The sequence below is a fragment of the Salmonella sp. A1325 genome (genome assembly GCF_056991255.1).
The window spans coordinates 1-22,651 of sequence record NZ_JAMLWO010000009.1; the positions used below are offsets into that span (position 1 = coordinate 1).

The 22,651-nt window shown below is 53.7% G+C and carries 22 protein-coding genes; 8 read left to right on the plus strand and 14 right to left on the minus strand.

From position 1 onward, the window contains the following. Positions 1 to 369: 369 nt before the first annotated feature. Positions 370 to 936: a D-glycero-beta-D-manno-heptose 1,7-bisphosphate 7-phosphatase gene (gmhB, locus tag NAZ64_RS16625; RefSeq protein WP_001140158.1), complete on the minus strand. Its 567-nt coding sequence runs from the start codon at positions 934 to 936 to the stop codon at positions 370 to 372. Between the two features lie 189 nt (positions 937 to 1,125). Here gmhB and metN point away from each other — a divergent pair, with 189 nt between their 5' ends. The 6 genes from metN (at position 1,126) to proS (ending at position 6,713) form a co-directional block, all read left to right on the plus strand. Beyond that, positions 1,126 to 2,157: a methionine ABC transporter ATP-binding protein MetN gene (gene metN, locus NAZ64_RS16630; protein WP_000594018.1), complete on the plus strand. Its 1,032-nt coding sequence runs from the start codon at positions 1,126 to 1,128 to the stop codon at positions 2,155 to 2,157. Next, positions 2,150 to 2,803 (plus strand): methionine ABC transporter permease MetI, encoded by a 654-nt coding sequence (locus NAZ64_RS16635; RefSeq protein WP_001287486.1) that lies wholly within the window; start codon positions 2,150 to 2,152, stop codon positions 2,801 to 2,803. The genes metN and NAZ64_RS16635 overlap by 8 nt, the downstream gene beginning before the upstream one ends. 38 nt (positions 2,804 to 2,841) lie before the next feature. Further along, positions 2,842 to 3,657 carry a methionine ABC transporter substrate-binding lipoprotein MetQ gene (metQ, locus tag NAZ64_RS16640; protein WP_000874215.1) on the plus strand — a complete coding sequence of 272 codons (816 nt, stop codon included), beginning with the start codon at positions 2,842 to 2,844 and terminating at the stop codon, positions 3,655 to 3,657. A gap of 118 nt (positions 3,658 to 3,775) precedes the next feature. Continuing rightward, positions 3,776 to 4,180: an Rcs stress response system protein RcsF gene (rcsF, locus tag NAZ64_RS16645; protein WP_001202317.1), complete on the plus strand. Its 405-nt coding sequence runs from the start codon at positions 3,776 to 3,778 to the stop codon at positions 4,178 to 4,180. Then, on the plus strand, positions 4,177 to 4,884 hold the full coding sequence (tsaA, locus tag NAZ64_RS16650) for a tRNA (N6-threonylcarbamoyladenosine(37)-N6)-methyltransferase TrmO (protein WP_000093986.1): 708 nt from the start codon (positions 4,177 to 4,179) through the stop codon (positions 4,882 to 4,884). Before rcsF ends, tsaA begins: the two co-directional genes overlap by 4 nt. A 110-nt stretch (positions 4,885 to 4,994) precedes the next feature. Then, positions 4,995 to 6,713 carry a proline--tRNA ligase gene (proS, locus tag NAZ64_RS16655; protein WP_483640991.1) on the plus strand — a complete coding sequence of 573 codons (1,719 nt, stop codon included), beginning with the start codon at positions 4,995 to 4,997 and terminating at the stop codon, positions 6,711 to 6,713. 73 nt (positions 6,714 to 6,786) lie between these two features. Here proS and nlpE read toward each other — a convergent pair whose 3' ends face one another. Genes nlpE through NAZ64_RS16670 form a run of 3 tightly spaced genes read right to left on the minus strand, consistent with a single transcriptional unit; the run spans position 6,787 to position 8,484 of the window. Then, entirely contained in the window at positions 6,787 to 7,488 is a 702-nt protein-coding gene (gene nlpE / locus NAZ64_RS16660) for an envelope stress response activation lipoprotein NlpE (protein ID WP_000252575.1), read from the minus strand. Between the two features lie 31 nt (positions 7,489 to 7,519). Then, on the minus strand, positions 7,520 to 7,942 hold the full coding sequence (gene arfB, locus NAZ64_RS16665; protein WP_000560527.1) for an alternative ribosome rescue aminoacyl-tRNA hydrolase ArfB: 423 nt from the start codon (positions 7,940 to 7,942) through the stop codon (positions 7,520 to 7,522). Further along, a complete protein-coding gene (locus tag NAZ64_RS16670) occupies positions 7,939 to 8,484 on the minus strand; it encodes a YaeQ family protein (RefSeq protein WP_001185319.1) in 546 nt (181 codons plus the stop codon). Before NAZ64_RS16670 ends, arfB begins: the two co-directional genes overlap by 4 nt. A 197-nt stretch (positions 8,485 to 8,681) precedes the next feature. On the opposite strand from NAZ64_RS16670, the gene NAZ64_RS16675 reads away from it, so the two are divergent. Together NAZ64_RS16675 and rof are read left to right on the plus strand one after the other, a co-directional pair. After that, positions 8,682 to 8,882, plus strand: coding sequence for a YaeP family protein (locus NAZ64_RS16675; RefSeq protein ID WP_001518678.1), 201 nt, complete (start codon positions 8,682 to 8,684; stop codon positions 8,880 to 8,882). Further along, positions 8,869 to 9,129 carry a Rho-binding antiterminator gene (rof, locus tag NAZ64_RS16680; protein ID WP_000062330.1) on the plus strand — a complete coding sequence of 87 codons (261 nt, stop codon included), beginning with the start codon at positions 8,869 to 8,871 and terminating at the stop codon, positions 9,127 to 9,129. Before NAZ64_RS16675 ends, rof begins: the two co-directional genes overlap by 14 nt. 83 nt (positions 9,130 to 9,212) lie before the next feature. Here rof and tilS read toward each other — a convergent pair whose 3' ends face one another. The 10 genes from tilS to fabZ all read right to left on the minus strand — a co-directional run bounded on the left by tilS (position 9,213) and on the right by fabZ (position 22,639). Then, complete coding sequence (gene tilS / locus NAZ64_RS16685) at positions 9,213 to 10,505, minus strand: tRNA lysidine(34) synthetase TilS (RefSeq protein ID WP_000210045.1); 1,293 nt, start codon at positions 10,503 to 10,505, stop codon at positions 9,213 to 9,215. A 62-nt stretch (positions 10,506 to 10,567) separates the two neighbouring features. Next, the gene (locus NAZ64_RS16690; RefSeq protein WP_000901086.1) at positions 10,568 to 10,957 is read right to left on the minus strand and encodes a VOC family protein; all 390 of its coding nucleotides are present in this window, start codon (positions 10,955 to 10,957) and stop codon (positions 10,568 to 10,570) included. Positions 10,958 to 11,012: 55 nt separating this feature from the next. Beyond that, positions 11,013 to 13,154, minus strand: a complete 2,142-nt coding sequence (ldcC, locus tag NAZ64_RS16695; RefSeq protein ID WP_001021049.1) for a lysine decarboxylase LdcC — start codon at positions 13,152 to 13,154, stop codon at positions 11,013 to 11,015. A gap of 75 nt (positions 13,155 to 13,229) precedes the next feature. Beyond that, the gene (locus NAZ64_RS16700; protein WP_000524165.1) at positions 13,230 to 14,993 is read right to left on the minus strand and encodes a chitinase; all 1,764 of its coding nucleotides are present in this window, start codon (positions 14,991 to 14,993) and stop codon (positions 13,230 to 13,232) included. Between the two features lie 179 nt (positions 14,994 to 15,172). Beyond that, entirely contained in the window at positions 15,173 to 16,132 is a 960-nt protein-coding gene (accA, locus tag NAZ64_RS16705) for an acetyl-CoA carboxylase carboxyl transferase subunit alpha (protein ID WP_000055753.1), read from the minus strand. Positions 16,133 to 16,144: 12 nt separating this feature from the next. Continuing rightward, positions 16,145 to 19,627, minus strand: coding sequence for a DNA polymerase III subunit alpha (dnaE, locus tag NAZ64_RS16710; protein ID WP_001294832.1), 3,483 nt, complete (start codon positions 19,625 to 19,627; stop codon positions 16,145 to 16,147). A 23-nt stretch (positions 19,628 to 19,650) separates the two neighbouring features. Continuing rightward, positions 19,651 to 20,247, minus strand: coding sequence for a ribonuclease HII (gene rnhB / locus NAZ64_RS16715; protein ID WP_000569411.1), 597 nt, complete (start codon positions 20,245 to 20,247; stop codon positions 19,651 to 19,653). Beyond that, positions 20,244 to 21,392, minus strand: coding sequence for a lipid-A-disaccharide synthase (lpxB, locus tag NAZ64_RS16720; protein ID WP_000741216.1), 1,149 nt, complete (start codon positions 21,390 to 21,392; stop codon positions 20,244 to 20,246). The genes rnhB and lpxB overlap by 4 nt, the downstream gene beginning before the upstream one ends. After that, a complete protein-coding gene (lpxA, locus tag NAZ64_RS16725; RefSeq protein ID WP_000565950.1) occupies positions 21,392 to 22,180 on the minus strand; it encodes an acyl-ACP--UDP-N-acetylglucosamine O-acyltransferase in 789 nt (262 codons plus the stop codon). The genes lpxB and lpxA overlap by 1 nt, the downstream gene beginning before the upstream one ends. A gap of 3 nt (positions 22,181 to 22,183) precedes the next feature. After that, on the minus strand, positions 22,184 to 22,639 hold the full coding sequence (gene fabZ / locus NAZ64_RS16730; RefSeq protein WP_000210741.1) for a 3-hydroxyacyl-ACP dehydratase FabZ: 456 nt from the start codon (positions 22,637 to 22,639) through the stop codon (positions 22,184 to 22,186). Positions 22,640 to 22,651: the final 12 nt, after the last annotated feature.

The following is a 22,651-nucleotide window of genomic DNA, read 5'->3' on the forward strand; positions in this document are numbered from 1 at the left end:
AAAGTTTGATGCTCAATGAATTAAACTTCGTAATGAATTACGTGTTCACTCTTGAGACTTGGTATTCATTTTTCGTCCTAGGACGTCAAGAATCCGTATCTTCGAGTGCCCACACAGATTGTCTGATAAATTGTTAAAGAGCAGGTGCGACGCGGCTTTCAGCTCACCGTCGCGAGGTGGCGTATATTACGCTTTCCTCTTTCAGAGTCAACCCTGAATTTCAGGATTTTTCTCTTCAACCGACCGACTGTTTGTGTGAAGTGATTCACATCCGCCGTGTCGATGGAGGCGCATTATAGGGAGTCGGTTCAGGAAGACAAGCGGAAAAATGCATTTTTGTTTTAACCGCTCATCTTTTATCCATAACGCTTATTTTTGCTGCTTTTTTATCGCCGATGGCAGGTCAGCAAGGCTGTTTAACACCCAGTCCGCCGCGTTTTCTGCTTCTGCCGTGACCGGTTTGCCCGTACGCACCAGCACTTTTGTCCCGACATTTGCCGCCGCTGCCGCCTGCATATCTTCCAGCTTGTCTCCCACCATATAAGAAGCCGCCATATCGATATGCAGGAAATCACGCGCCGAGATAAGCATTCCTGGATGCGGCTTGCGGCAATCACATACCTGACGGAACTCTTCTATGCTGCCCTGCGGATGGTGAGGACAATAATAGATGCCGTCCAAATCAACATCGCGATCCGCCAACGACCAGTCCATCCATTCGGTTAACGTTTCAAACTGCGCCTCAGTGAATTTGCCGCGCGCGATTCCGGACTGGTTCGTCACCACCACCAACGCATAGCCCATTTTTTTTAGCTCGCGCATCGCGTCAATAACGCCGTCTATAAACTCAAATGCATCGATTTCATGTACGTAGCCGTGATCCACATTAATGGTGCCGTCACGGTCGAGAAAAATTGCGGGTACAGACTTTGCCACCTTTTATAGCTCCTGAGTAAAGCAAGTGGCGCTAGTATCGCATGTTTCAGCAGGCAAGAAAGTGCTCATCGTATAAAGCCTGATTGATTTAGACGTCTGGATGCCTTAACATCCATTCTGTTGACGGCGTTGACCGTATTAGGCAGACGAAAATGCCTCCGCTCATTTCATTACGATAATAAAGAATCAATGATTAAACTTTCGAATATTACCAAAGTGTTCCAGCAGGGGACGCGCACCATTCAGGCGCTAAATAATGTCAGCCTGCACGTGCCTGCCGGGCAGATTTATGGCGTCATTGGCGCCTCCGGCGCCGGTAAAAGTACGCTTATCCGCTGCGTTAACTTACTTGAACGTCCTACTGAAGGAAGCGTAATGGTCGGCGGTCAGGAGCTGACAACGCTTTCAGAGTCTGAGTTGACCAAAGCTCGCCGTCAAATCGGCATGATTTTCCAACATTTTAACCTGCTCTCTTCCCGTACCGTGTTTGGCAACGTCGCGTTGCCGCTGGAACTGGATAACACACCAAAGGAAGAGATCAAACGCCGTGTCACAGAGCTGCTGGATTTAGTCGGTCTTGGCGACAAGCACGACAGCTATCCGGCAAATCTTTCCGGCGGTCAGAAACAGCGTGTCGCGATTGCCCGCGCGTTAGCCAGTAATCCAAAAGTGTTGCTGTGCGATGAAGCCACCAGCGCGCTTGATCCCGCAACGACCCGTTCGATTCTGGAATTGCTGAAAGATATCAACCGTCGTCTGGGGTTGACGATTCTGCTTATCACTCATGAAATGGATGTCGTGAAACGTATCTGCGACTGCGTTGCCGTTATCAGTAATGGCGAGCTTATTGAGCAGGATACGGTCAGCGAAGTCTTCTCGCATCCTAAAACGCCGCTGGCGCAGAAGTTTATTCAGTCCACTCTGCACCTGGACATTCCGGAAGATTACCAGGCGCGTTTGAAAGCGTCGCCGGAAACTGACAGCGTGCCGATGCTGCGCATGGAATTCACCGGACAGTCTGTGGATGCCCCGCTGCTTTCTGAAACCGCGCGTCGTTTCAACGTGAACAATAATATTATCAGCGCGCAGATGGATTACGCGGGCGGTGTGAAGTTCGGCATTATGCTAACGGAAATGCACGGCACACAAGAAGAGACGCAAGCCGCAATTGCCTGGCTGCAGGATCACCATGTGAAAGTAGAGGTACTGGGTTATGTCTGAGGCAATGATGTGGTTACTGGTTCGTGGCGTCTGGGAAACGCTGGCGATGACCTTTGTCTCCGGTTTCTTCGGTTTCGTGATTGGCCTGCCGGTCGGCGTATTGCTGTATGTTACGCGCCCGGGGCAGATTATGGAGAACGCCAGGCTGTATCGCTCCCTCTCTGCGGTGGTCAATATTTTCCGCTCAATTCCCTTTATCATCCTGCTGGTGTGGATGATTCCTTTTACCCGAATAATTGTCGGCACCTCCATTGGTTTGCAGGCCGCGATTGTACCGCTGACCGTTGGCGCCGCGCCTTTTATCGCCCGTATGGTGGAAAATGCGTTGTTAGAGATCCCTGCCGGGCTGATTGAAGCCTCGCGAGCGATGGGCGCCACGCCGCTGCAAATTGTACGTAAAATCCTTTTACCGGAAGCGCTGCCTGGTCTGGTGAATGCGGCAACCATTACACTGATCACCCTGGTCGGTTACTCCGCAATGGGCGGCGCTGTCGGCGCAGGCGGCCTCGGTCAAATCGGCTATCAGTACGGTTATATTGGATACAATGCTACCGTGATGAATACGGTGCTGGTATTACTTGTCGTTCTGGTTTATTTAATTCAGTTATCCGGCGATCGCATCGTCAGGGCTGTCACGCATAAGTAACGTTAAACACAACACAAATACTCATTAAGGAAATAAGCATGGCGTTCAAATTCAAAACCTTTGCGGCAGTGGGTGCTCTGATTGGTTCTCTGGCACTTGCGGGTTGCGGTCAGGATGAAAAAGATCCGAATCATATTAAAGTCGGCGTAATCGTTGGCGCAGAGCAGCAAGTTGCCGAAGTCGCGCAGAAAGTCGCGAAAGAAAAATACGGCCTGGACGTGGAATTGGTGACCTTTAATGATTATGTTCTGCCTAATGAAGCGCTGAGCAAAGGCGATATCGATGCCAATGCCTTCCAGCACAAACCGTATCTGGATCAGCAAATCAAAGATCGCGGCTACAAACTGGTTTCTGTTGGTAAGACTTTTGTCTATCCCATTGCAGGATATTCCAAAAAAATCAAATCTCTGGATGAGCTCAAGGACGGTTCCCAGGTCGCTGTGCCTAACGACCCGACCAACCTTGGTCGTTCCCTGCTGCTGCTGCAAAAAGTAGGGCTAATTAAACTGAAAGACGGCGTCGGTCTGCTTCCTACCTCGCTGGATATCGTGGAAAACCCGAAAAATCTGAAAATTGTTGAGCTGGAAGCGCCGCAGTTGCCGCGTTCGCTGGATGACGCGCAGATCGCGTTAGCGGTCATCAATACGACATACGCCAGCCAGATTGGCCTGACGCCAGCGAAAGACGGTATCTTCGTTGAAGATAAAGATTCTCCGTACGTTAACCTGATCGTGACGCGTGAAGATAACAAAGACGCCGAGAATGTGAAAAAATTCGTTCAGGCTTACCAGTCTGATGAAGTGTACGAAGCCGCAAATAAAGTTTTTAATGGCGGTGCGGTGAAAGGCTGGTAAGTTTTAGGCTGATTCCACAATCTGTAATATTATTCAGGACGGGCTATTGCCCGTCTTGTCATTTATGCAAGCTCCTGATTCAATATCTGGCAATTAGAACATTCATTGAGGAAATATTATGCGTGCTTTACCGATCTGTTTATTGGCACTCATGCTGGGCGGTTGTTCCATGCTAAGCAGATCCCCTGTTGAACCCGTTCAAAGCACCGCAACCCCGCCAAAAGCGGAGCCGGAGAAACCTAAAGCGTCGCGTGCCGCTCCCGTCAGGATTTACACCAATGCTGAAGACTTAGTCGGCAAACCTTTCCGCGATCTTGGCGAGGTTAGCGGCGAATCCTGCCAGGCAACAAATCAAGACTCTCCGCCTAACATTCCAACTGCGCGCAAGCGTATGCAGATTAATGCCTCTAAAATGAAAGCCAACGCCGTCCTGCTGCACAGCTGTGAAATTACCAGCGGCACGCCAGGCTGCTACCGTCAGGCGGTTTGTATCGGGTCCGCCCTGAATATTTCGGCGAAATGAGCAGCTTTCAGTTTGAACAAATCGGCGTTATTCGCTCCCCCTATAAAGAAAAATTCGCCGTTCCGCGCCAGCCTGGTCTGGTCAAAAGCGCCTGCGGCGAACTGCATCTGATAGCGCCTTACAACCAGGCCGATGCCGTTCGCGGCCTGGAAGCTTTCAGCCATTTGTGGGTGCTTTTCGTTTTTCATCAGACGATGGACGGCGGCTGGCGGCCGACAGTTCGTCCGCCCCGTCTTGGCGGTAACGCCAGAATGGGCGTTTTTGCCACGCGCTCCACGTTCCGCCCCAATCCGATTGGCATGTCGCTCGTTGCGCTAAAAGGTATCGAGTGCCGGAAAGAGAGCGTAATTCTGAAATTAGGCAGTCTGGATCTGGTGGATGGCACGCCGGTGGTGGATATCAAACCGTATTTACCGTTTGCCGAGGCCTTACCGGACGCCGCCGCCAGCTATGCGCAACAGGCGCCGATAGCTGAAATGCCCGTGAGTTTTACCGCTGAGGTGGCTCAACAGCTTACGACGCTGGAAAGGCGTTATCCGCAGCTACGGACATTTATTTGCGATGTGCTGGCGCAAGATCCTCGCCCGGCTTATCGTAAGGGTGAAGAGACGGGCAAAACCTATGCCGTCTGGCTGCATGATTTTAACGTGCGCTGGCGTGTGGTTAACTCGGGATTTGAAGTGTTTGCGCTGGAACCACGGTAATTTCACGCCCTTCTCTTTTGACATCTCTTGCACGCTGGTAAACTAAATCACTTTTTTTGTATCAGGCTCACATTGAGCCTGTTCGATCGTTCAACTGGAACCGTAACAACATGCGTACTAGCCAATACCTGCTCTCCACTCTGAAGGAGACACCTGCCGACGCCGAGGTTATCAGCCACCAGCTGATGCTGCGCGCCGGGATGATCCGCAAGCTCGCCTCCGGGTTATATACCTGGCTGCCGACCGGCCTGCGCGTCCTGAAAAAAGTCGAAAACATCGTGCGTGAAGAGATGAACAACGCCGGTGCTATCGAGGTGTCGATGCCAGTCGTTCAGCCAGCCGACCTGTGGCAAGAGAGTGGTCGTTGGGAACAGTACGGTCCGGAACTGCTGCGTTTTGTCGACCGTGGCGAGCGTCCGTTCGTACTCGGCCCGACCCACGAAGAAGTTATCACTGATCTGGTGCATAATGAACTCAGCTCTTATAAGCAGTTGCCGCTGAACTTCTTCCAAATCCAGACCAAATTCCGTGATGAAGTGCGTCCGCGCTTTGGCGTGATGCGTTCGCGCGAATTCCTGATGAAAGATGCTTACTCTTTCCACACCTCTCAGGAGTCGTTGCAGGAAACCTATGACGCCATGTACGCCGCGTATAGCCGTATCTTCAGCCGTATGGGGCTGGATTTCCGCGCGGTACAGGCCGATACCGGTTCTATCGGCGGCAACGCCTCGCATGAATTCCAGGTGCTGGCGCAAAGCGGCGAAGACGATATCGTTTTCTCTGATGTTTCTGATTACGCGGCTAACATTGAACTGGCAGAAGCTATCGCGCCGCAAACGCCGCGCGCAGCGGCGACGCAGGAAATGACTCTGGTCGATACGCCAAATGCCAAAACCATCGCGGAGCTGGTGGAACAATTCAACCTGCCAATTGAAAAAACGGTAAAAACGCTGCTGGTGAAAGCGGTGAAAGACAGCAAGTCTCCGCTGGTGGCTCTGCTGGTTCGCGGCGATCATGAACTGAATGAAGTTAAAGCGGAAAAACTGCCGCACGTTGCCAGCCCGCTGACCTTCGCTACTGAAGAAGAGATTCGCGCCGTGATTAATGCCGGCCCTGGCTCCCTCGGCCCGGTCAATATGCCGATTCCGGTCATCATCGATCGTACCGTTGCCGCCATGAGCGATTTTGCCGCTGGCGCTAACATCGACGGTAAACACTACTTTGGTATTAACTGGGATCGCGATGTGGCGACGCCTGTTGTTGCCGACATCCGTAACGTAGTCGCCGGCGATCCGAGTCCGGACGGTCAGGGAACGTTGCTTATCAAACGCGGTATCGAAGTGGGTCACATCTTCCAGTTAGGTACCAAGTACTCAGAAGCGCTGAAAGCCTCCGTTCAGGGTGAAGATGGCCGTAACCAGATCCTGACAATGGGCTGCTACGGTATCGGCGTAACACGTGTCGTTGCCGCGGCTATCGAGCAGAACTTTGACGAGCGCGGCATTGTATGGCCTGACGCCATTGCGCCTTTCCAGGTCGCTATTCTGCCGATGAATATGCACAAATCCTTCCGTGTGCAGGAGCTGGCGGAAAAGCTGTACAGCGAATTGCGCGCGCAAGGCATTGAAGTGCTGATGGACGACCGTAAAGAGCGCCCGGGCGTGATGTTTGCCGATATGGAGCTGATTGGTATTCCACATACTATCGTGATTGGCGATCGCAACCTGGATAACGACGATATTGAGTATAAATACCGTCGTAGCGGTGAAAAATCGCTGATTAAAACCGGCGATATCGTTGATTATCTGGTCAAGGCGATTAAAGGCTAAACGACATTTTGTTGGGATTGCCCGGCGCCATCCGGCAGATATGTAAAGGCCTCGCACCCTGCGAGGCCTTTTATTAGTGAGTGCAATCTTTACCCGGCGCAAACTTCACATTTTTATCAGCTATTAGCGTTTTTACCGGCTCGCCCGTGTCCGGATTCGCGGCTAACACAAAATGCCCTTCTACCGTCAGCAGCACCGGTTTTTCCGCTTCACCTTTCGCCGCCAGATAGCCGCGCTCAAGCTGGGCGTTACTGGCGACCGGCAGCCGTTTTCCGGTCGCGCAATCGGTAAAGGTCGCCGCATCGGCCCTGTATACATACATACCACGCAACGGCATTGGCGTTACCGGCAGGCTGGCGGTAACAGGCACCAGCGTATAATTAAGCTGCGAAGCCACCGGATTGCCTTCTCTGTCGAGCATCTCCAGCGCATTGCCTTTCGCGCGATAATACGATTTCTCGCCATTGCTGTCGGTTAACACCAGTTTATCCGCCGTCCGCGCCCAGGTACCGTATGACGCAAAAGAGGAAGGTTCTTCGCGCACGCCCTGATAGCGCTCGTTCATCACCCATGTGCCGTCTTTTTCCAGAAACAGTGACGTTTCAATACCTTCACAATCCGCACAGGGCAGCACGCCGCGCCAGCTTTGCTGCATGGGTTTTAATTCCGCCGCCTGCGCAGGTTGCAGGGCGTCAACTTCCGCACGGTTATTACACCCTATCAATGCAAATAGCGTACAGGCTGCCGCTACTGACAATATTGCTGTTCTCACCATAAAATCCTTATGAAATTGCTATTCCTGCCCGTCAATCCAGTGGACGACGAACTTTGCCGCGAAGCGCCTTTACAGAAGATTTTTGCGCCTTTGAGGACAAGCGGCGCTCTTTCGAGGCACGCGTCGGACGTGTTGCGCGACGGCTTTTTTGCTCCGCGGTTAATTCTTTTATGACGGCAACCAGCCTGGCGATAGCCGCTTCCCGGTTGAGCTCCTGGCTCCGGAACTCCTGCGCCTTAATGATAATGACGCCATCATCGCTTATCAGATGGTGGCTGGCCGTCAGCAAACGCTGTTTATAATACTCTGGCAGGCCAGAGGCCCGAATGTCAAAGCGCAAATGAATCGCGCTAGAGGTCTTATTTACGTGCTGACCACCCGCGCCCTGCGCGCGAATGGCCGTAATTTCCAGCTCATTATCGGCTATGGAGACCGTCCGGGAGATGGCAATCATGAGGGCTGTTGCCAGGCGGTTAGCTGTATTTCCAGATTATTCCGAGCATCAGAAAGCCAGATTGCGCCGTCCTGAATCGTCGCCTGTAGCGTCATGGTACGATCGGCAAATTCACTGAGCTGCGCCAGCTGCCCGTCATCCAGATACCAGACGGACAGGTTAGCGAACTGCGCGCACTTGCTTTGATGCTGCTGCCACCAGATTTGCGCCGCCCGGGAGTTATAAGCAAAGAGCGCGACATCGCTCGCCTGAGTACAGGCTTTCTTAATACGGCGCTCATCCGGCAGCCCCAGCTCTATCCAGAGATCGATGCCCAGATGATCGTTGCGCAGCCAGGCCTCCGGCTCATCTTCCGCGCTGAGCCCACGTGTAAACTGCAACCGTTCATCAGCATATTTTATCCATGCCAACAGGCGCAGCATCATGCGCTCCTGCGTTTCAGAAGGGTGACGCGCCAGCGTCAATGCCGCATCCAGAAACCGGTTGCGATCAAGGTCAGCCACATTGACGACGGCTTTATAAATTGTCGCTTTAAGCGCCATGAGAAAACTCCTTTCGAATCAGGCGCCCATTGTAGCGAAAACCGCGCTAAAAGGCTGTTAACGAATCTTTTACCCACTCGCGTCAGGCGCTGATATTGCGCAAATGAGTATGGTATAGTCACCTTGCTAAACAAGATTTAACTTCGTAGGCTTAGACTTGCATCCACGGTTAAGTCAGAATGCTGACAGGAGGGCATGTGGAAAAATATTGTGAGTTAGTACGCAAGCGGTATGCGGAAATCGCCAGCGGAGACTTAGGGTATGTCCCGGATGCGCTGGGTTGTGTATTGAAAGTGCTTAATGAAGTGGCGGCAGATAGCGCCCTTTCAGAGTCGGTCAGGGAAAAGGCAGCTTATGCTGCCGCGAACTTACTGGTGAGCGATTATGTCAATGAATGAAACGTATCAACCCATTAATTGCGATGACTACGATAGTCTTGAGCTTGCCTGCATGCATCATTTAATACTGACGCTAACGTTAAAAGATGGCGAGGTTTTGCAGGCAAAAGCGAACGATTTGATCTTACGTAAAAACGTAGAATATCTGCTTGCCGAAGTTTCCGGCGAGTCTTGTGAGCTTCGTCTCGATAAAATCGCCAGTTTCAGCCACCCGGAAATTGGTACCGTGGTAGTTAGCGAATCCTGAGTATTTTGTTGCCGGATGGTGGTGCAAGCACCTTATCCGGCCTACGTTCCATGCGATACGTAGGCCTGATAAGCGCAGCGCCATCAGGCATGCCAAACCAGACTCACCCCTTCTTTATCTTCTGCTGCTCCCTCACGCGTCACAAAAACACCCGCAGCCGCAATCAGCGTTTCGCCGTAAAACAACAGCGGCGTGGTGTCTCGTCGCCAGGGCGGGATCCCCTGCTCCTGCCAGATTTTCTTTAATTTACGTCCACCGTTACGCCCGACAATATGTAACACGCCTGGCGCTTTAAAACGAATGCTGACGGATTCTTCCTCTCGCGGTCGGCGCAGTTCGCCGCCAGGAACGAGCTGTACCGTCCCTAAGCCGGCAGGCAGCGCCAGCGGTGTTTGCCAGACGGGCCAGGCGACCGTCGTTTCGTGTTGTCCGGCCACGGATTTAATCCACCACAGTTGCGACTGATAACGGCGAATCTCGTGATCGCCAAAACGTAAACAGGGAGAGGCATCGTCGCGCGCCAGCGCCACCTCCTGCCAGATACGTTCCAGCGCGTCGCGAGAGGGCATCGGCGCATTACGCATCGCCAGCCAGCGACGCAAAATCGCCGCCCGCCGCACATCGCTCATCGACATTAATGGAGAGAGCCGCAATGTTCCCTCCGTCGTGATACAGTCCGTAAGATCGCTGGCCAGAAGCTCGTCCAGCAGCCTTTCTTGCTCGGCGCAGAGCGTCGCGCTACGGGCTACCGCCGCAGGAAAATGCGGCCAGCGCTGCTGTAAGAGCGGAAGCGCGCGCAGGCGTAAAAAATTGCGATCGTAGGCGTCATCCTGATTGCTTTCATCTTCAATCCAGCATAAGCCATGCCGCACAGCCCACTGTTCCAGCGTCTTCCGCGTTTCTCTCAACAGCGGGCGAAGAAGCAGAGTTCCGGCAAAAGGCGAGCATTCTCCCATCGCGGAAAGTCCGGCCGGACCGCTGCCGCGCTTTAACGCCAGCAGGAATGTTTCACACTGATCGTCAAGGTGCTGCGCGGTTGCCAGCACTTCGCCAGGCAATAGCGTCTGTGCGAACGCCCGGTAGCGCGCTTCACGCGCATGGGCCTCGATACCCAGGCCATTATCTGCCAGCGTCACCCGCTCCACTACCAGCGGAACCTGCCAGCGTGCGCATACGGTTTCGCAATGCCGCACCCAGCTATCAGCATGAGGGCTTAAACCGTGATGAATATGGATAGCACGCAGCGTAACGTCAGGGTGGCGTTCTCGCCACAACACCAGTTGATGCAGAAGCACCGTAGAATCCAGGCCACCGCTAAAGGCAGCCAGAATACGGCGAGAAGAGAGTAACGAGGTATTCAACGTGAGAGTGGTCATGATCCATGCTTATAGTGACTTAGCCCGGCAACGTTACCTGGCGAGCGTCTTAATGACAAGCCTTACTGCTCATACAGCTCAAGCGGTAAACCGTCCGGATCGTTGAAAAAAGTAAAGCGCTTCCCGGTATACGGATCGATGCGTATCGGTTCGCACTTAACCTGATGCTTTTCCAGATGCGCAACGGCGTTTTCCACATTTTCCACGCTGAAAGCCAGATGGCGCAGGCCGCAGGCTTCAGGTCGGCTTGGACGCGCCGGAGGGAAGGGAAAAGAGAAAAGCTCAATCACATACTGCCCGTTTAGCGCCAAATCGCCCTTCCATGAGTCACGCTCTTCCCGCCAGGCTTCGCTTAGCAGATCGAACCCCAGAATATCGCAATAAAACGCCTTGCTCACCGCATAGTCTGTCGCAATGATCGCGATGTGATGAACCTGTTTTAATCCCAGCATAGCGTCTCCTTTATTGATTATCAGTACGTTACTCGTCACATTCCCGTCAGGCAAGCTAACAGGCGTGTTTTAAGACTCGTACCTGGTAAACCCCGTCTTCATTCCGTTTCGCGCCGTGAATATCCGTTTCAAAACCGGGATAATGCTGGCCAATCGAGCAGAGCATCAGCAGAAAATCGAGCACGGCCCGACTCTGTTGCGTGATCCTCTCGCCGGGCATCAACAGCGGAACGCCTGGCGGATAAGGCAGGAGCATATTCGCGGAAACGCGCCCTGGCAGTTGATCGAGCGCCACGGTTTCCACCTCGCCTTTGATCTGACGCTGCCAGGCCTGGTGCGGGGTCATGATCATCTCCGGTAAAACCTCGAACGCCCGCAGCATCAGCCCCGGAAGATCGTGCTGGCGGATCAGTTTATGGATCCCCTGCGCCAGATCCTGAATGCGCATATTGCGATAAAAATCCGGATCTTCCGCATACAGATCCGGCAACATATTTTTGACGCGCAGGTTAAGATCGTAGGCGCGTTTAAATTCCGTCAGTCCGCGCAGCAGCCCCATCGCACGGGTCTTATCAATCCCTATGCTGAACAAAAACAGCAGATTATACGGCCCGGTTTTTTCCACCACTACGCCTCGCTCATCGAGGAACTTCGCCACCAGCGCGGCGGGTATCCCCTCTTCGCTCATGTTGCCCTGTTCATCCATCCCCGGCGTCAGGATTGTCACCTTAACCGGATCGAGAAACATATGATCGTCATCAGCATCGGTGAAGCCATGCCAGGTTTCTCCCGGCGTGACCGGCCAGCATTCGGCCTCATCAACCTCTTCCGGCTGCCAGATATCAAAGAACCAGCTATCGGACTCTTCACGTAACCGCTGTACCTCTTTACGAAAATGGAGCGCCCGCTCCACCGAACGATTAATCAATCTTTTCCCTGGATTGCCGCGCAGCATCGCCGCCGCGGTCTCGATAGAGGCGACAATGGGATAGCTCGGCGATGTGGAAGTGTGCATCATAAACGCTTCGTTAAACGTCTCTTCGTCATATTCCCCTTTGATATGAATAAGCGACGCCTGCGAAAAAGCCGCCAGCATTTTATGGGTGGATTGCGTTTCGAAAATCACTTTTCCGGGCACCCGATCGCCGCTCATCCCGCTTTTCCCCTGGTAGATCGGATGGAAATGGGTATAGGGTACCCAGGCGGAATCAAAATGGATCGAGGGAACGTCCAGCATCTGCTTGATCCAGTTAGTGTTATACAGCAGACCATCGTAAGTAGAATTGGTGATAACCGCATGAACCGGCCATTGCGCCTGCGAGGTTTCCGCCACCTTACGCGCAATGCTGTCGCGGGTAAATTCACGCTTAGGAATACCGCCGAGAATACCGAGCGCATTGCGCGTCGGCTTCAACCAGAGAGGCACCACATCGCTCATCATCAGCAAATGCGCCAGCGATTTATGGCAATTACGATCAATAAGTAGCGTACTTCCCGCAGGCGCGGCATACATACCGACAATTTTATTCGAGGTCGACGTACCGTTCGTCACCATATAACTCTGCTCGGCGCCAAAAGTACGGGCGATATACTCTTCCGCTTCCAGATGCGGCCCGGTGTGATCCAGCAGCGATCCCAGTTCAGTCACCGAAATCGACACATCAGCTTTTAAGGTATTGCCGCCAAAAAAGTCATAAAACAGACAGCCTGGCGGGCTTTTCTGATACGCCGTTCCTGCCATATGACCCGGCGTACAAAAGGTATATTTTCCTTCTTTGGCGTAGGTAAACAGCGCTTTGGTAAACGGCGGCGTAATATTATCGAGATATTCGTTTGTATATTGATGAATGCGCGTCGCGATATCTTCAGCCAGCCCCAATGCATACTCAAAAAACCACAGCGCCATGCGCATATCGTGAACGCTAACGTCCAGCGTGGAGTTGGTATTGATAAAGGCGTAGAGAGGAAGGTATTCATTTAGCTGGTTGATTTCGCTACAAAGGTCGAGACTGTATTCATCCCAGTCAAAAATAACGCCGCAGATGCGCGGGTTATGTTCAATAAACTTCAACAAGTCAACGCTATTTTGCGGCCAGATAATTTGAAATCCCAGGGATTGTAATGCACGCTCAAGCTCCTTGATGGGTTCATCTTTATAATAAACCCCGTGCGGCCCCATAATGGCGATGATGTTCATGCTTTCTCCTGAAAAAACCTGAGATAAGCATAGTAACAATCCTGCCGATGCAAAGCACCGACAGGATTTATCTTATTACAATGCGTTCCATGCATCGGCCCAGGCAATCCCTACGCCGGGCTCATAGTAGGCAGGCGCAACATTACACCATGAGCCTTCCGGGAACGGTTTGCACTGGTACAATGCGCCATTATTGTTGACGATGTCGCCCGGATTCCATTTCTGGCTGCTGCTCCAGGCAGGGTAGCTGGTGGTCTTATCTTCGTCATCCGCAGCGGCGGCCTTCGCTTTCACATTCAGCGTATAAACCGCAGTGCTGGAGAGCGTACCGTCGCTAACGGTCAGATTCACCACATACTGGATGTTCTGAGTGACATCCGGCGCGTTGAAAATCACAACGGCTTTATCCTGGCCGCTCAGCGTTTTGCCATCCTGCGACATCCAGGTATAGGTGAGCTTGTCGCCATTCGCGTCGGTCGATCCTTCCGCGCTGAGTGAAACCGGGCTACCGGCTTCCACCGCCCCGACCGGCCCGGCAATACGCGCGACTGGCGCCACGTTTTCATCCGTCACTGGCGCCGGAGTTGGCGTGACATCCGGTTCAGTGGTTCCGTTATCATCGACGACATTAACGTTGAAATAATGCTGTACACATTTCGTGTAGTCACCCTCTTTAAAGGCGGTATACGGCGTCTGATATCCCACTAACTGGCAGGAATAGGTTTTACCGTCCGCAGTATCGGCGCTCCAGCCCCAGTCTTGTTCCCAATAGATCGGTAACGCGCCAGCGCCGCCTTCATCGAACTGCTTCATCTTTTTACAGCCCAACACTTCGTCCGCCGGCACCGGCACTTTCAGGTAGTTGGCAAACTCTTTGTAGTAGGCGATACGGTTAAGCGACTGCGCATTCTCATCTGCGCCGCCGCACTCCACGCCGCCATTGATGATTTGAATGGTGACGCCGAAACCTGATACCAGGCCGTTTGCTTTATCGCGATCGTTTGGCTGCCAGGTACCGTCAATCACATGTAGCATAGACGGCTTCGGCGGCTGCGGATACACAAAGAAGAAGACGGCGCTCGCCAGGTTCATCCAGGTATCCGCCACCAGCTCGGGTTTATCCAGCAGAGGGCGAACGTCACCATACATCGCGTCAGAGAAAGGCCCATAGTTGTAGTTATAAGAAAGCTGTTTTGCCCCGCGACCAAAATAGCTGAGGAAATCGCCGTCCTTATCTTTACCGCACGGCCAGGTCTGGCCCTGCCATACATCCGGGTTACATTCGCCGTTGTAGCCGCCTTTCTGCCCTTCTGTCCAGCCGACTTCGCGCAGATAGACCAGCGCCTGACGCCATTCCGGAATGTCACGCCAGCTTTCGTGACCGCCCGTCTCCTGGGCAAAATGCGCAAACATAGTAGCCAGGGTTTTACGGCAGATAGCGTCGCTATCGCGTCCATCGGTGTAGGTACCACAAACCGCCGGGAATTTACCTATCGCTTTCAGGAAGTTAGAGTAAGTGTATTCCGGTGCGCGCATCGGGAACAGATAATCCCAGTCGGCCTCTTTCAGAATACTTTCAACGCGTTTTACGTTTGCCGGGTTAGCGGCGCGCCCCGGTTCGATTTGTTCGACCGCGCTGTTATCTAACGTCTGGATAGAGGATTTCACTGCCTCCATTAACGGAAAATCCGTCAGCGCTTTCTCTTTCGCCGCCAGATCGCTGGCGTTAATGGTCATTGGCTCACTACTGCTAAGCAGCGGCGCGGCCTGCGCACCGGATAAGCTCAACATGATCCCTGCCGCTACGGCGCTGAGCGCCAGTGTTTTTTGCAATCCCATAATTTTCTCCTTGAAGGGTAGTTCACTGCCTGCCCTGGCCACACGCCTGGCAGTTGATACAGTGTCAGGGAGAACATGCCGTTGCGTTTAATCACATCAACTCATCGGCGTCTCATTTTTCCTCGTCCAAAAAAAAGAGGCCGGATTATCCGGCCTCCTGAGAAAAATGAGGTAAATGATTAGGCGTAACCGTAGCTCATCAAACGCTGGTAACGACGGTTTTTTAAATCATCGGTGCTTAACACATCGAGATCGGCTAAATCTTCCAGCAGCTGCGCTTTTAGCGATGCCGCCATCGCTTCCGGATTACGGTGCGCGCCGCCCAGCGGCTCCGGAATGATGGAATCGATTAGCTTCAGCTCTTTCAGACGCGGCGCGATGATGCCCATCGCTTCAGCAGCCAATGGCGCTTTGTCGGCGCTCTTCCACAAAATAGAGGCGCAACCTTCCGGGGAGATAACGGAATAGGTGCTGTATTGCAGCATATTCACTTTATCACCCACGCCAATCGCCAATGCGCCGCCGGAGCCGCCTTCGCCAATCACGGTGCAGATGACCGGTACGTTCAGACGAGACATCTCACGCAGGTTGCGGGCGATGGCTTCAGACTGACCACGCTCTTCCGCGCCCACGCCAGGGTAAGCGCCCGGGGTGTCGATGAAGGTGATAATCGGCATGTTGAAGCGTTCAGCCATTTCCATCAGGCGCAGCGCTTTGCGGTAGCCTTCCGGCGCAGGCATGCCAAAGTTACGACGAATTTTTTCTTTGGTTTCACGACCCTTCTGATGACCAATGATCATCACCGGTCGCCCTTCCAGACGCGCGATACCGCCGACGATGGCTTTGTCATCCGCATAGGCGCGATCGCCCGCCAGCTCATCAAACTCATCAAACGCCAGACGGACATAATCCAGGGTGTACGGACGCTGCGGATGGCGCGCCAGTTGGGCTACCTGCCATGCGCCGAGATCGGCGAAGATTTTGCGCGTCAGTTCTACGCTTTTTTCGCGCAGGCGATGGACTTCTTCATCGATATTAATATCCAGTTTCTCATCCTGGCGGCTTACCGCAGTCAGAGAATCGATTTTCGCTTCCAGCTCTGCTATCGGCTGTTCAAAATCAAGGAAATTCAGACTCATAGTATTCCTGTATTAGTCAAACTCCAGTTCCACCTGCTCCGAACCAATGAGGCCACGCAGATCGTTAAGTAAACGATCGCTCGGAGAGACACGCCACGTTGCGCCAAAACGCAGCCGCGCACGCGCATCCGCCCTCTGATAGTAGAGATGTACTGGAATGGTCCCCGAGCGGTGGGGTTCCAGAGACTGACGGAGTCGGTTTAAAAGCTGGTCATCAATTTGCCTGTCCGTCAGCGAGATAGCAAGCCCGCGAGCGTATTTTTCGCGAGCTTCGTCAATATCCATCACTTCGCGGGCGGTCATTTTAAGCCCCCCGCTGAAGTCATCAAAGCTGACCTGTCCGCTGACGATAAGTATGCGGTCTTTTTCCAGCAACTGCTGGTATTTATCCAGCGCGTCGGTAAATAACATCACTTCCAGACGCCCGGAACGGTCATCCAGCGTACAGATGCCGATACGATTGCCGCGCTTGGTGACCATAACCCTTGCGGCAATCACGAGCCCCGCAGCCGTGGTGACTTTACCACGTTCTGTCGGATGCATGTCTTTGAGCCTTACCCCGCCGACATAGCGCTCAATTTCTTTTAAATACTGATTGATAGGGTGGCCCGTCAGGTACAGCCCCAACGTTTCACGTTCCCCATCTAACACCACCTGCTCCGGCCACGGCTGGCAGCTGGCATAGGATTGCTCGATTTGCTCCGGCTCTTCCGCCAGTACGCCGAACATATCCGCCTGACCGATAGCTTCCGCTTTGGCGTGCTGGTCGGCGGCTTTCAGCGCATCGCCCAATGAGTTCATCAGCGCGGCGCGGTGCGGCCCCAGGCGGTCGAACGCCCCGGACATGATCAGCTTTTCCAGCACCCGGCGGTTGAGCTTTTTGGTGTCGGTCCGCGCGCACAGATCAAACAGCTCGCGGAAATAGCCGCCCTGATTACGCGCGTCGATGATCGCTTCGATCGGCCCTTCGCCGACGCCTTTGATCGCGCCGATGCCGTAGACGATCTCGCCCTCATCGTTAACGTGGAAATGGTACAATCCGGAGTTAATATCCGGCGGCAGAATTTTCAGTCCCATCCGCCAGCACTCGTCCACCAGGCCGACGACCTTCTCGGTGTTGTCCATATCGGCAGTCATCACCGCCGCCATAAATTCAGCCGGATAGTGCGCCTTTAGCCATAGCGTCTGGTAAGAAACCAGCGCATAAGCGGCGGAGTGCGATTTGTTAAACCCGTAACCGGCGAATTTCTCCACCAGGTCAAAGATTTTCATCGCCAGTTCGCCGTCGATACCGTTCTTTTTCGCGCCCTCTTCAAAAACGGAACGCTGTTTGGCCATCTCTTCCGGCTTTTTCTTACCCATCGCACGACGCAGCATATCCGCGCCGCCGAGAGTATACCCGGAAAGTACCTGGGCAATCTGCATCACCTGTTCCTGATACAGAATGATGCCGTAAGTCGGCTCCAGTACCGGCTTCAGGCTTTCATGCTGCCACTGAACGTCCGGGTAAGAGAGTTCTTCACGACCGTGCTTACGGTCGATAAAGTTATCTACCATCCCTGACTGCAACGGGCCGGGACGGAACAGGGCCACCAGTGCGATCATATCTTCAAAGCAGTCCGGCTGCAGACGTTTGATCAGATCTTTCATGCCGCGCGATTCAAGCTGGAAGACCGCCGTGGTTTCCGAGCGCTGCAGCATGTCGAAGCTTTTTTTATCGTCCAGCGGAATGGCGGCGATATCCAGCGGCGGCTCGCCGTTTTTCTCGCGCCGCTTGTTGATCATCTCCAGCGCCCAGTTGATGATGGTCAGCGTACGCAAACCGAGGAAGTCGAACTTCACCAGCCCGGCATATTCCACGTCGCTTTTATCAAACTGGGTAACCGGATGCTTGCCCTCTTCATCGCAGTACAGCGGCGCAAAGTCGGTAATTTTGGTCGGCGCAATGACCACGCCGCCAGCGTGTTTACCGGCGTTACGCGTGACGCCTTCAAGCTTACGCGCCATATCGATCAGCGCTCTGACCTCTTCGTCCGCCTCGTAAATTTCCGGCAGTTGCGGTTCCGCTTCAAAGGCTTTTGCCAGCGTCATGCCCGGATCGGGCGGCACCAGCTTCGAGATACGATCGACAAAACCGTACGGATGCCCCAGCACGCGGCCCACATCGCGGATAACGGCTTTCGCCGCCATCGTACCGAAGGTGATAATTTGCGATACCGCATCACGCCCGTACATGTCTGCGACGTGCTCAATCACCTGGTCGCGTTTCTCCATACAGAAGTCAACGTCGAAGTCAGGCATCGAGACACGTTCCGGGTTCAGGAAACGTTCGAACAGCAGGTCAAATTCCAGCGGATCAAGGTCGGTAATTTTCAGCGCGTAGGCCACCAGCGAACCGGCCCCGGAGCCACGTCCCGGCCCTACCGGCACGCCGTTATCTTTTGACCACTGGATAAACTCCATCACGATGAGGAAGTAGCCAGGGAACCCCATCTGGTTGATAACTTGTAGTTCAATATCCAGACGCTCGTCATATTCCGGGCGACGCTTTTTGCGCTCTTCTTCGTCCGGAAACAGGAAAGCCAGACGTTCTTCGAGCCCCTCTTTCGATTTTTTGACCAGATAATCTTCGGTGGTCATATCGCCGGTCGGGAACTGCGGCAGGAAATATTCACCCAGACGCACCGTTACGTTGCAGCGTTTGGCAATCTCCACCGTATTTTCCAGCGCCTCCGGAATATCGGCGAACAGTTCGCACATCTCATCGATGCTGCGCATATATTGCTGCGGCGAGTAATTGCGCGGACGCTTAGGATCGTCAAGCGTGAAACCGTCGTGGATCGCGACACGAATTTCATGGGCGTCAAAATCATCGCTTTCAAGAAAACGGACATCGTTTGTCGCGACAACCGGCAAACCACGTGCCTCAGCCAATTCAACCGCAGCATGGAGATAGGTCTCTTCATCCTGTCTGCCGGTACGGATCAGTTCCAGAAAGTAGCGATCGGGAAAATGCGCTTCATAGAAAGCAACGCACTCCTCCACCAGCGCCTGGTTGCCGCGTAGCAGACAGCGGCCTACGTCGCCCATGCGCCCGCCGGAAAGCAGGATCAAACCTTCTTTAAGCTCTACCAGCCAGTCGCGCTCGATAATCGGGCCTGCCGCGCCGTAGCCGCGCTGATACGCTTTCGAGATCAGCAACGTCAGGTTCTGGTATCCCGTATTATTCGCCGCCAGTACCGTCAGATGAGTCAGCTCATCTCCCAGCAGTTCGTTGTGAACGTTAAAGTCCGCCCCGACGATGGGTTTAATGCCCGCGCCATGACCCGCTCCGTAGAACTTCACCAGACCGCAGAGGTTGGTAAAATCGGTGATCGCCAGCGCAGGCATACCTAATGAGGCCGCCTTTTTCACCAGCGGCCCGGTCTTCGCCAGCCCATCGATCATAGAGTAGTCGCTGTGCACCCGCAGGTGAACGAAACGTGGTTCAGACATCTTCAGATTTCTCGATACAAGAATCAGGACACAAGTCCCAGAGCGCGTTTAACAGGCGCAAAACTGCGTCGGTGGTGCGCCGTCGCGCCATACTGTGCCAACTTTTCCAGATGAAAAGCGGTTGGATAGCCTTTGTGCTGCGCAAAGCCATACTGAGGAAAAACGATATCCAGCGCCGCCATTTCTGCGTCGCGGGTGACTTTCGCCAGAATAGACGCCGCGCTAATCTCCGCCACGCGGCTGTCGCCTTTCACCACGGCCATTGACGGCACAGGCAGCGCCGGACAGCGATTGCCGTCGATCAGCACATATTCTGGCGCAATATGCAGACCAGCGACAGCGCGCTGCATGGCGAGCATGGTGGCGTGCAAAATATTCAGCTCATCAATTTCATGCGCTTCCGCGCGTCCCAGACTCCAGCTTAACGCCTTTTCTTTAATCTCGTCATACAATGACAGACGACGCTTTTCAGACAATTTTTTGGAATCATTCAGACCGACGATCGGACGAGCCGGATCGAGGATCACGGCGGCGGTCACTACGGCGCCCACCAGCGGGCCACGGCCCACTTCATCCACACCCGCCACTAAATGGGTGTGTGGATAAACAAATTCGATCATTGTGCTAACTCCAGGACGGCATCTGCCGCCTGCTCATCGGCATTACAGCGGATCTGCTGATGCAATTCACGGAAGGTATCGTGCATCGCATGGCTGGTTTTACCGTTCGCCAGTAGCGGCAACAGCGCTTCGGCGAGTTTTTGCGGTTCGCACTCTTCCTGCAACAGCTCTTTGACTAATTCTCTTCCCGCCAGCAGGTTAGGCAAAGACACATACTCCGTTTTTACCAGACGTTTCGCCAGCCAGAAAGTGAAGGGCTTCATACGATATCCCACTACCATCGGGCATTTTGCCAGCATACACTCCAGCGCCGCCGTGCCTGAGGCCAGCAGAGCCGCGTCGCTGGCGATCATCGCCTCGCGCGCCATGCCGTCCAGCAAATGAACGGCGAGATCCGGTGCAACCTCCGCTTTAATTTTTTCAAACTGCTCGCGGCGTTTCGCGTTCACCAGCGGCACTACCACTTCCAGATCGGGATAGCGCTGTCGCAGCAATTGTGCGGTTTTCAGGAAGTCGGCGCTGAGCATTTCCACTTCCGCGCCACGGCTGCCTGGCAGTAGCGCCAGACAATGGGCGTCATGCGGGATACCCAGCACGTCGCGCGCCGCATTTTTATCCGGGTCCAGCGGCATGGCATCCGCCATGGTGTGACCGATAAAGCGGCACGGGACGTTAAATTTATCGTAAAACGCTTTTTCGAAAGGCAGAAAAGCCAACACCATATGAGTGGATCTGCCTATTTTGAAAACGCGTTTCTGTCGCCAGGCCCAAACGGACGGGCTGACATAATGAATGGTCTTAATCCCTTGTTTTTTCAGATTACCTTCGAGGGTAATGTTGAAGTCAGGGGCATCAATCCCGACAAAAACATCGGGCTTGAGTTCGGTAAAACGGCGGGTCAGATCGGCGCGGATATGCAACAAACGGCGTAAACGACCGAGCACTTCAACAATGCCCATGACCGCCAGCTCTTCCATTTCGTACCAGGCTTCACACCCTTCGGCCTGCATACGCGGCCCCGCAACGCCCACAAAGCGGGCGTTGGGTACGCGCGCTTTCAGCGCACGAATTAAGCCTGCGCCAAGAATATCGCCGGACGTTTCACCGGCGACCAGGGCAATCGTTAAAGGACGCTGTGCCGCCATTAACGAATCGGACCGCGCGTTGAACGCTCAAAGAACTCGGTAAACGCCTTCACTTCCGGATGCTTTTCAGCAAGTTCAGCGATTTCCAGCTTCGCTTCGTCGAGCGTTTTACCACTGCGGTACAACAGTTTGTAGGCATTACGAATCGCCACCAGCCCTTCACGGCTAAAGCCGCGACGCTTCAGCCCTTCGATATTTACCCCGAACGGCGTCGCATGGTTACCCTGCGCAATCACATACGGAGGGACATCCTGCGCCACGCCGGAGCAGCCGCCGACCATCACATGCGCACCGATAATGCAGAATTGATGAACTGCCGTCATACCGCCGATGATCGCAAAATCATCGACTGATACGTGCCCCGCCAGCGTGGCGTTGTTGGCGAGGATACAGCGATTACCTACCGTACAATCATGTGCGACATGCGCATTGATCATCAGCAGGTTATCGCTACCCACCTTCGTCAACCCACCGCCCTGCACTGTACCACGATGAATGGTGACGCTTTCGCGGATGCGGTTACGATCGCCAATTTCCACACGGGTCGGCTCACCCGCATATTTCAGATCCTGGTTCACTTCACCGATGGAGGCAAACTGATAAATCTCGTTGTCGCGGCCGATTTTGGTTTGACCATTCACGACCACATGAGACTTCAGTACGGTTCCCTCACCAATTTCGACCTGCGGCCCAACAATACAAAAGGGACCAATGTGGGCATTAGCGCCAATTACAGCGCCGTCCTCCACAATGGCGGTAGGATGAATAAAGGCGGATTTATCAATCACGAATCAGGCCTCCCGGCTACGAGCACACATCATGGTTGCTTCGCACACGACTTTACCGTCGACCAGCGCAACCCCTTTAAAGCGGGTCAGGCCACGGCGCGTTTTCTCGAAAGTGACTTCCATGATCATCTGATCGCCTGGCACAACCGGACGCTTAAAGCGCGCTTCATCAATACCCGCGAAATAATACAGTTCGCCAGGTTCCAGTTTACCAACGCTTTTAAACGCCAGAATACCGGTTGCCTGCGCCATCGCTTCCAGAATCAACACGCCTGGCAAAATCGGTTTGCCCGGGAAATGCCCCTGGAAAAACGGCTCGTTGACGGAGACATTTTTCACCGCACGCAGAAAACGACCTTCTTCAAAGTCCAGCACGCGATCGACCAGTAAAAACGGAAAACGGTGCGGCAGAAGCTCTAAAATCTCTTCAATCTGCAGAGTATGAGTGTTAGTAGTCAAAATACTCTTCCT

What these genes read in the sequence shown, in the direction of transcription:
- NAZ64_RS16700 (WP_000524165.1), bottom strand. Translation starts at nt 14,993, where the DNA reads ATGGGATTGCAAAAAACACTGGCGCTCAGCGCCGTAGCGGCAGGGATC.
- accA (WP_000055753.1), bottom strand. Translation starts at nt 16,132, where the DNA reads ATGAGTCTGAATTTCCTTGATTTTGAACAGCCGATAGCAGAGCTGGAA.
- lpxB (WP_000741216.1), bottom strand. Translation starts at nt 21,392, where the DNA reads ATGGCGGCACAGCGTCCTTTAACGATTGCCCTGGTCGCCGGTGAAACG.
- metQ (WP_000874215.1), top strand. Translation starts at nt 2,842, where the DNA reads ATGGCGTTCAAATTCAAAACCTTTGCGGCAGTGGGTGCTCTGATTGGT.
- tilS (WP_000210045.1), bottom strand. Translation starts at nt 10,505, where the DNA reads ATGACCACTCTCACGTTGAATACCTCGTTACTCTCTTCTCGCCGTATT.
- NAZ64_RS16690 (WP_000901086.1), bottom strand. Translation starts at nt 10,957, where the DNA reads ATGCTGGGATTAAAACAGGTTCATCACATCGCGATCATTGCGACAGAC.
- ldcC (WP_001021049.1), bottom strand. Translation starts at nt 13,154, where the DNA reads ATGAACATCATCGCCATTATGGGGCCGCACGGGGTTTATTATAAAGAT.
- NAZ64_RS16670 (WP_001185319.1), bottom strand. Translation starts at nt 8,484, where the DNA reads ATGGCGCTTAAAGCGACAATTTATAAAGCCGTCGTCAATGTGGCTGAC.
- proS (WP_483640991.1), top strand. Translation starts at nt 4,995, where the DNA reads ATGCGTACTAGCCAATACCTGCTCTCCACTCTGAAGGAGACACCTGCC.
- dnaE (WP_001294832.1), bottom strand. Translation starts at nt 19,627, where the DNA reads ATGTCTGAACCACGTTTCGTTCACCTGCGGGTGCACAGCGACTACTCT.
- NAZ64_RS16635 (WP_001287486.1), top strand. Translation starts at nt 2,150, where the DNA reads ATGTCTGAGGCAATGATGTGGTTACTGGTTCGTGGCGTCTGGGAAACG.
- rnhB (WP_000569411.1), bottom strand. Translation starts at nt 20,247, where the DNA reads ATGATCGAATTTGTTTATCCACACACCCATTTAGTGGCGGGTGTGGAT.
- rcsF (WP_001202317.1), top strand. Translation starts at nt 3,776, where the DNA reads ATGCGTGCTTTACCGATCTGTTTATTGGCACTCATGCTGGGCGGTTGT.
- nlpE (WP_000252575.1), bottom strand. Translation starts at nt 7,488, where the DNA reads ATGGTGAGAACAGCAATATTGTCAGTAGCGGCAGCCTGTACGCTATTT.
- tsaA (WP_000093986.1), top strand. Translation starts at nt 4,177, where the DNA reads ATGAGCAGCTTTCAGTTTGAACAAATCGGCGTTATTCGCTCCCCCTAT.
- arfB (WP_000560527.1), bottom strand. Translation starts at nt 7,942, where the DNA reads ATGATTGCCATCTCCCGGACGGTCTCCATAGCCGATAATGAGCTGGAA.
- rof (WP_000062330.1), top strand. Translation starts at nt 8,869, where the DNA reads ATGTCAATGAATGAAACGTATCAACCCATTAATTGCGATGACTACGAT.
- metN (WP_000594018.1), top strand. Translation starts at nt 1,126, where the DNA reads ATGATTAAACTTTCGAATATTACCAAAGTGTTCCAGCAGGGGACGCGC.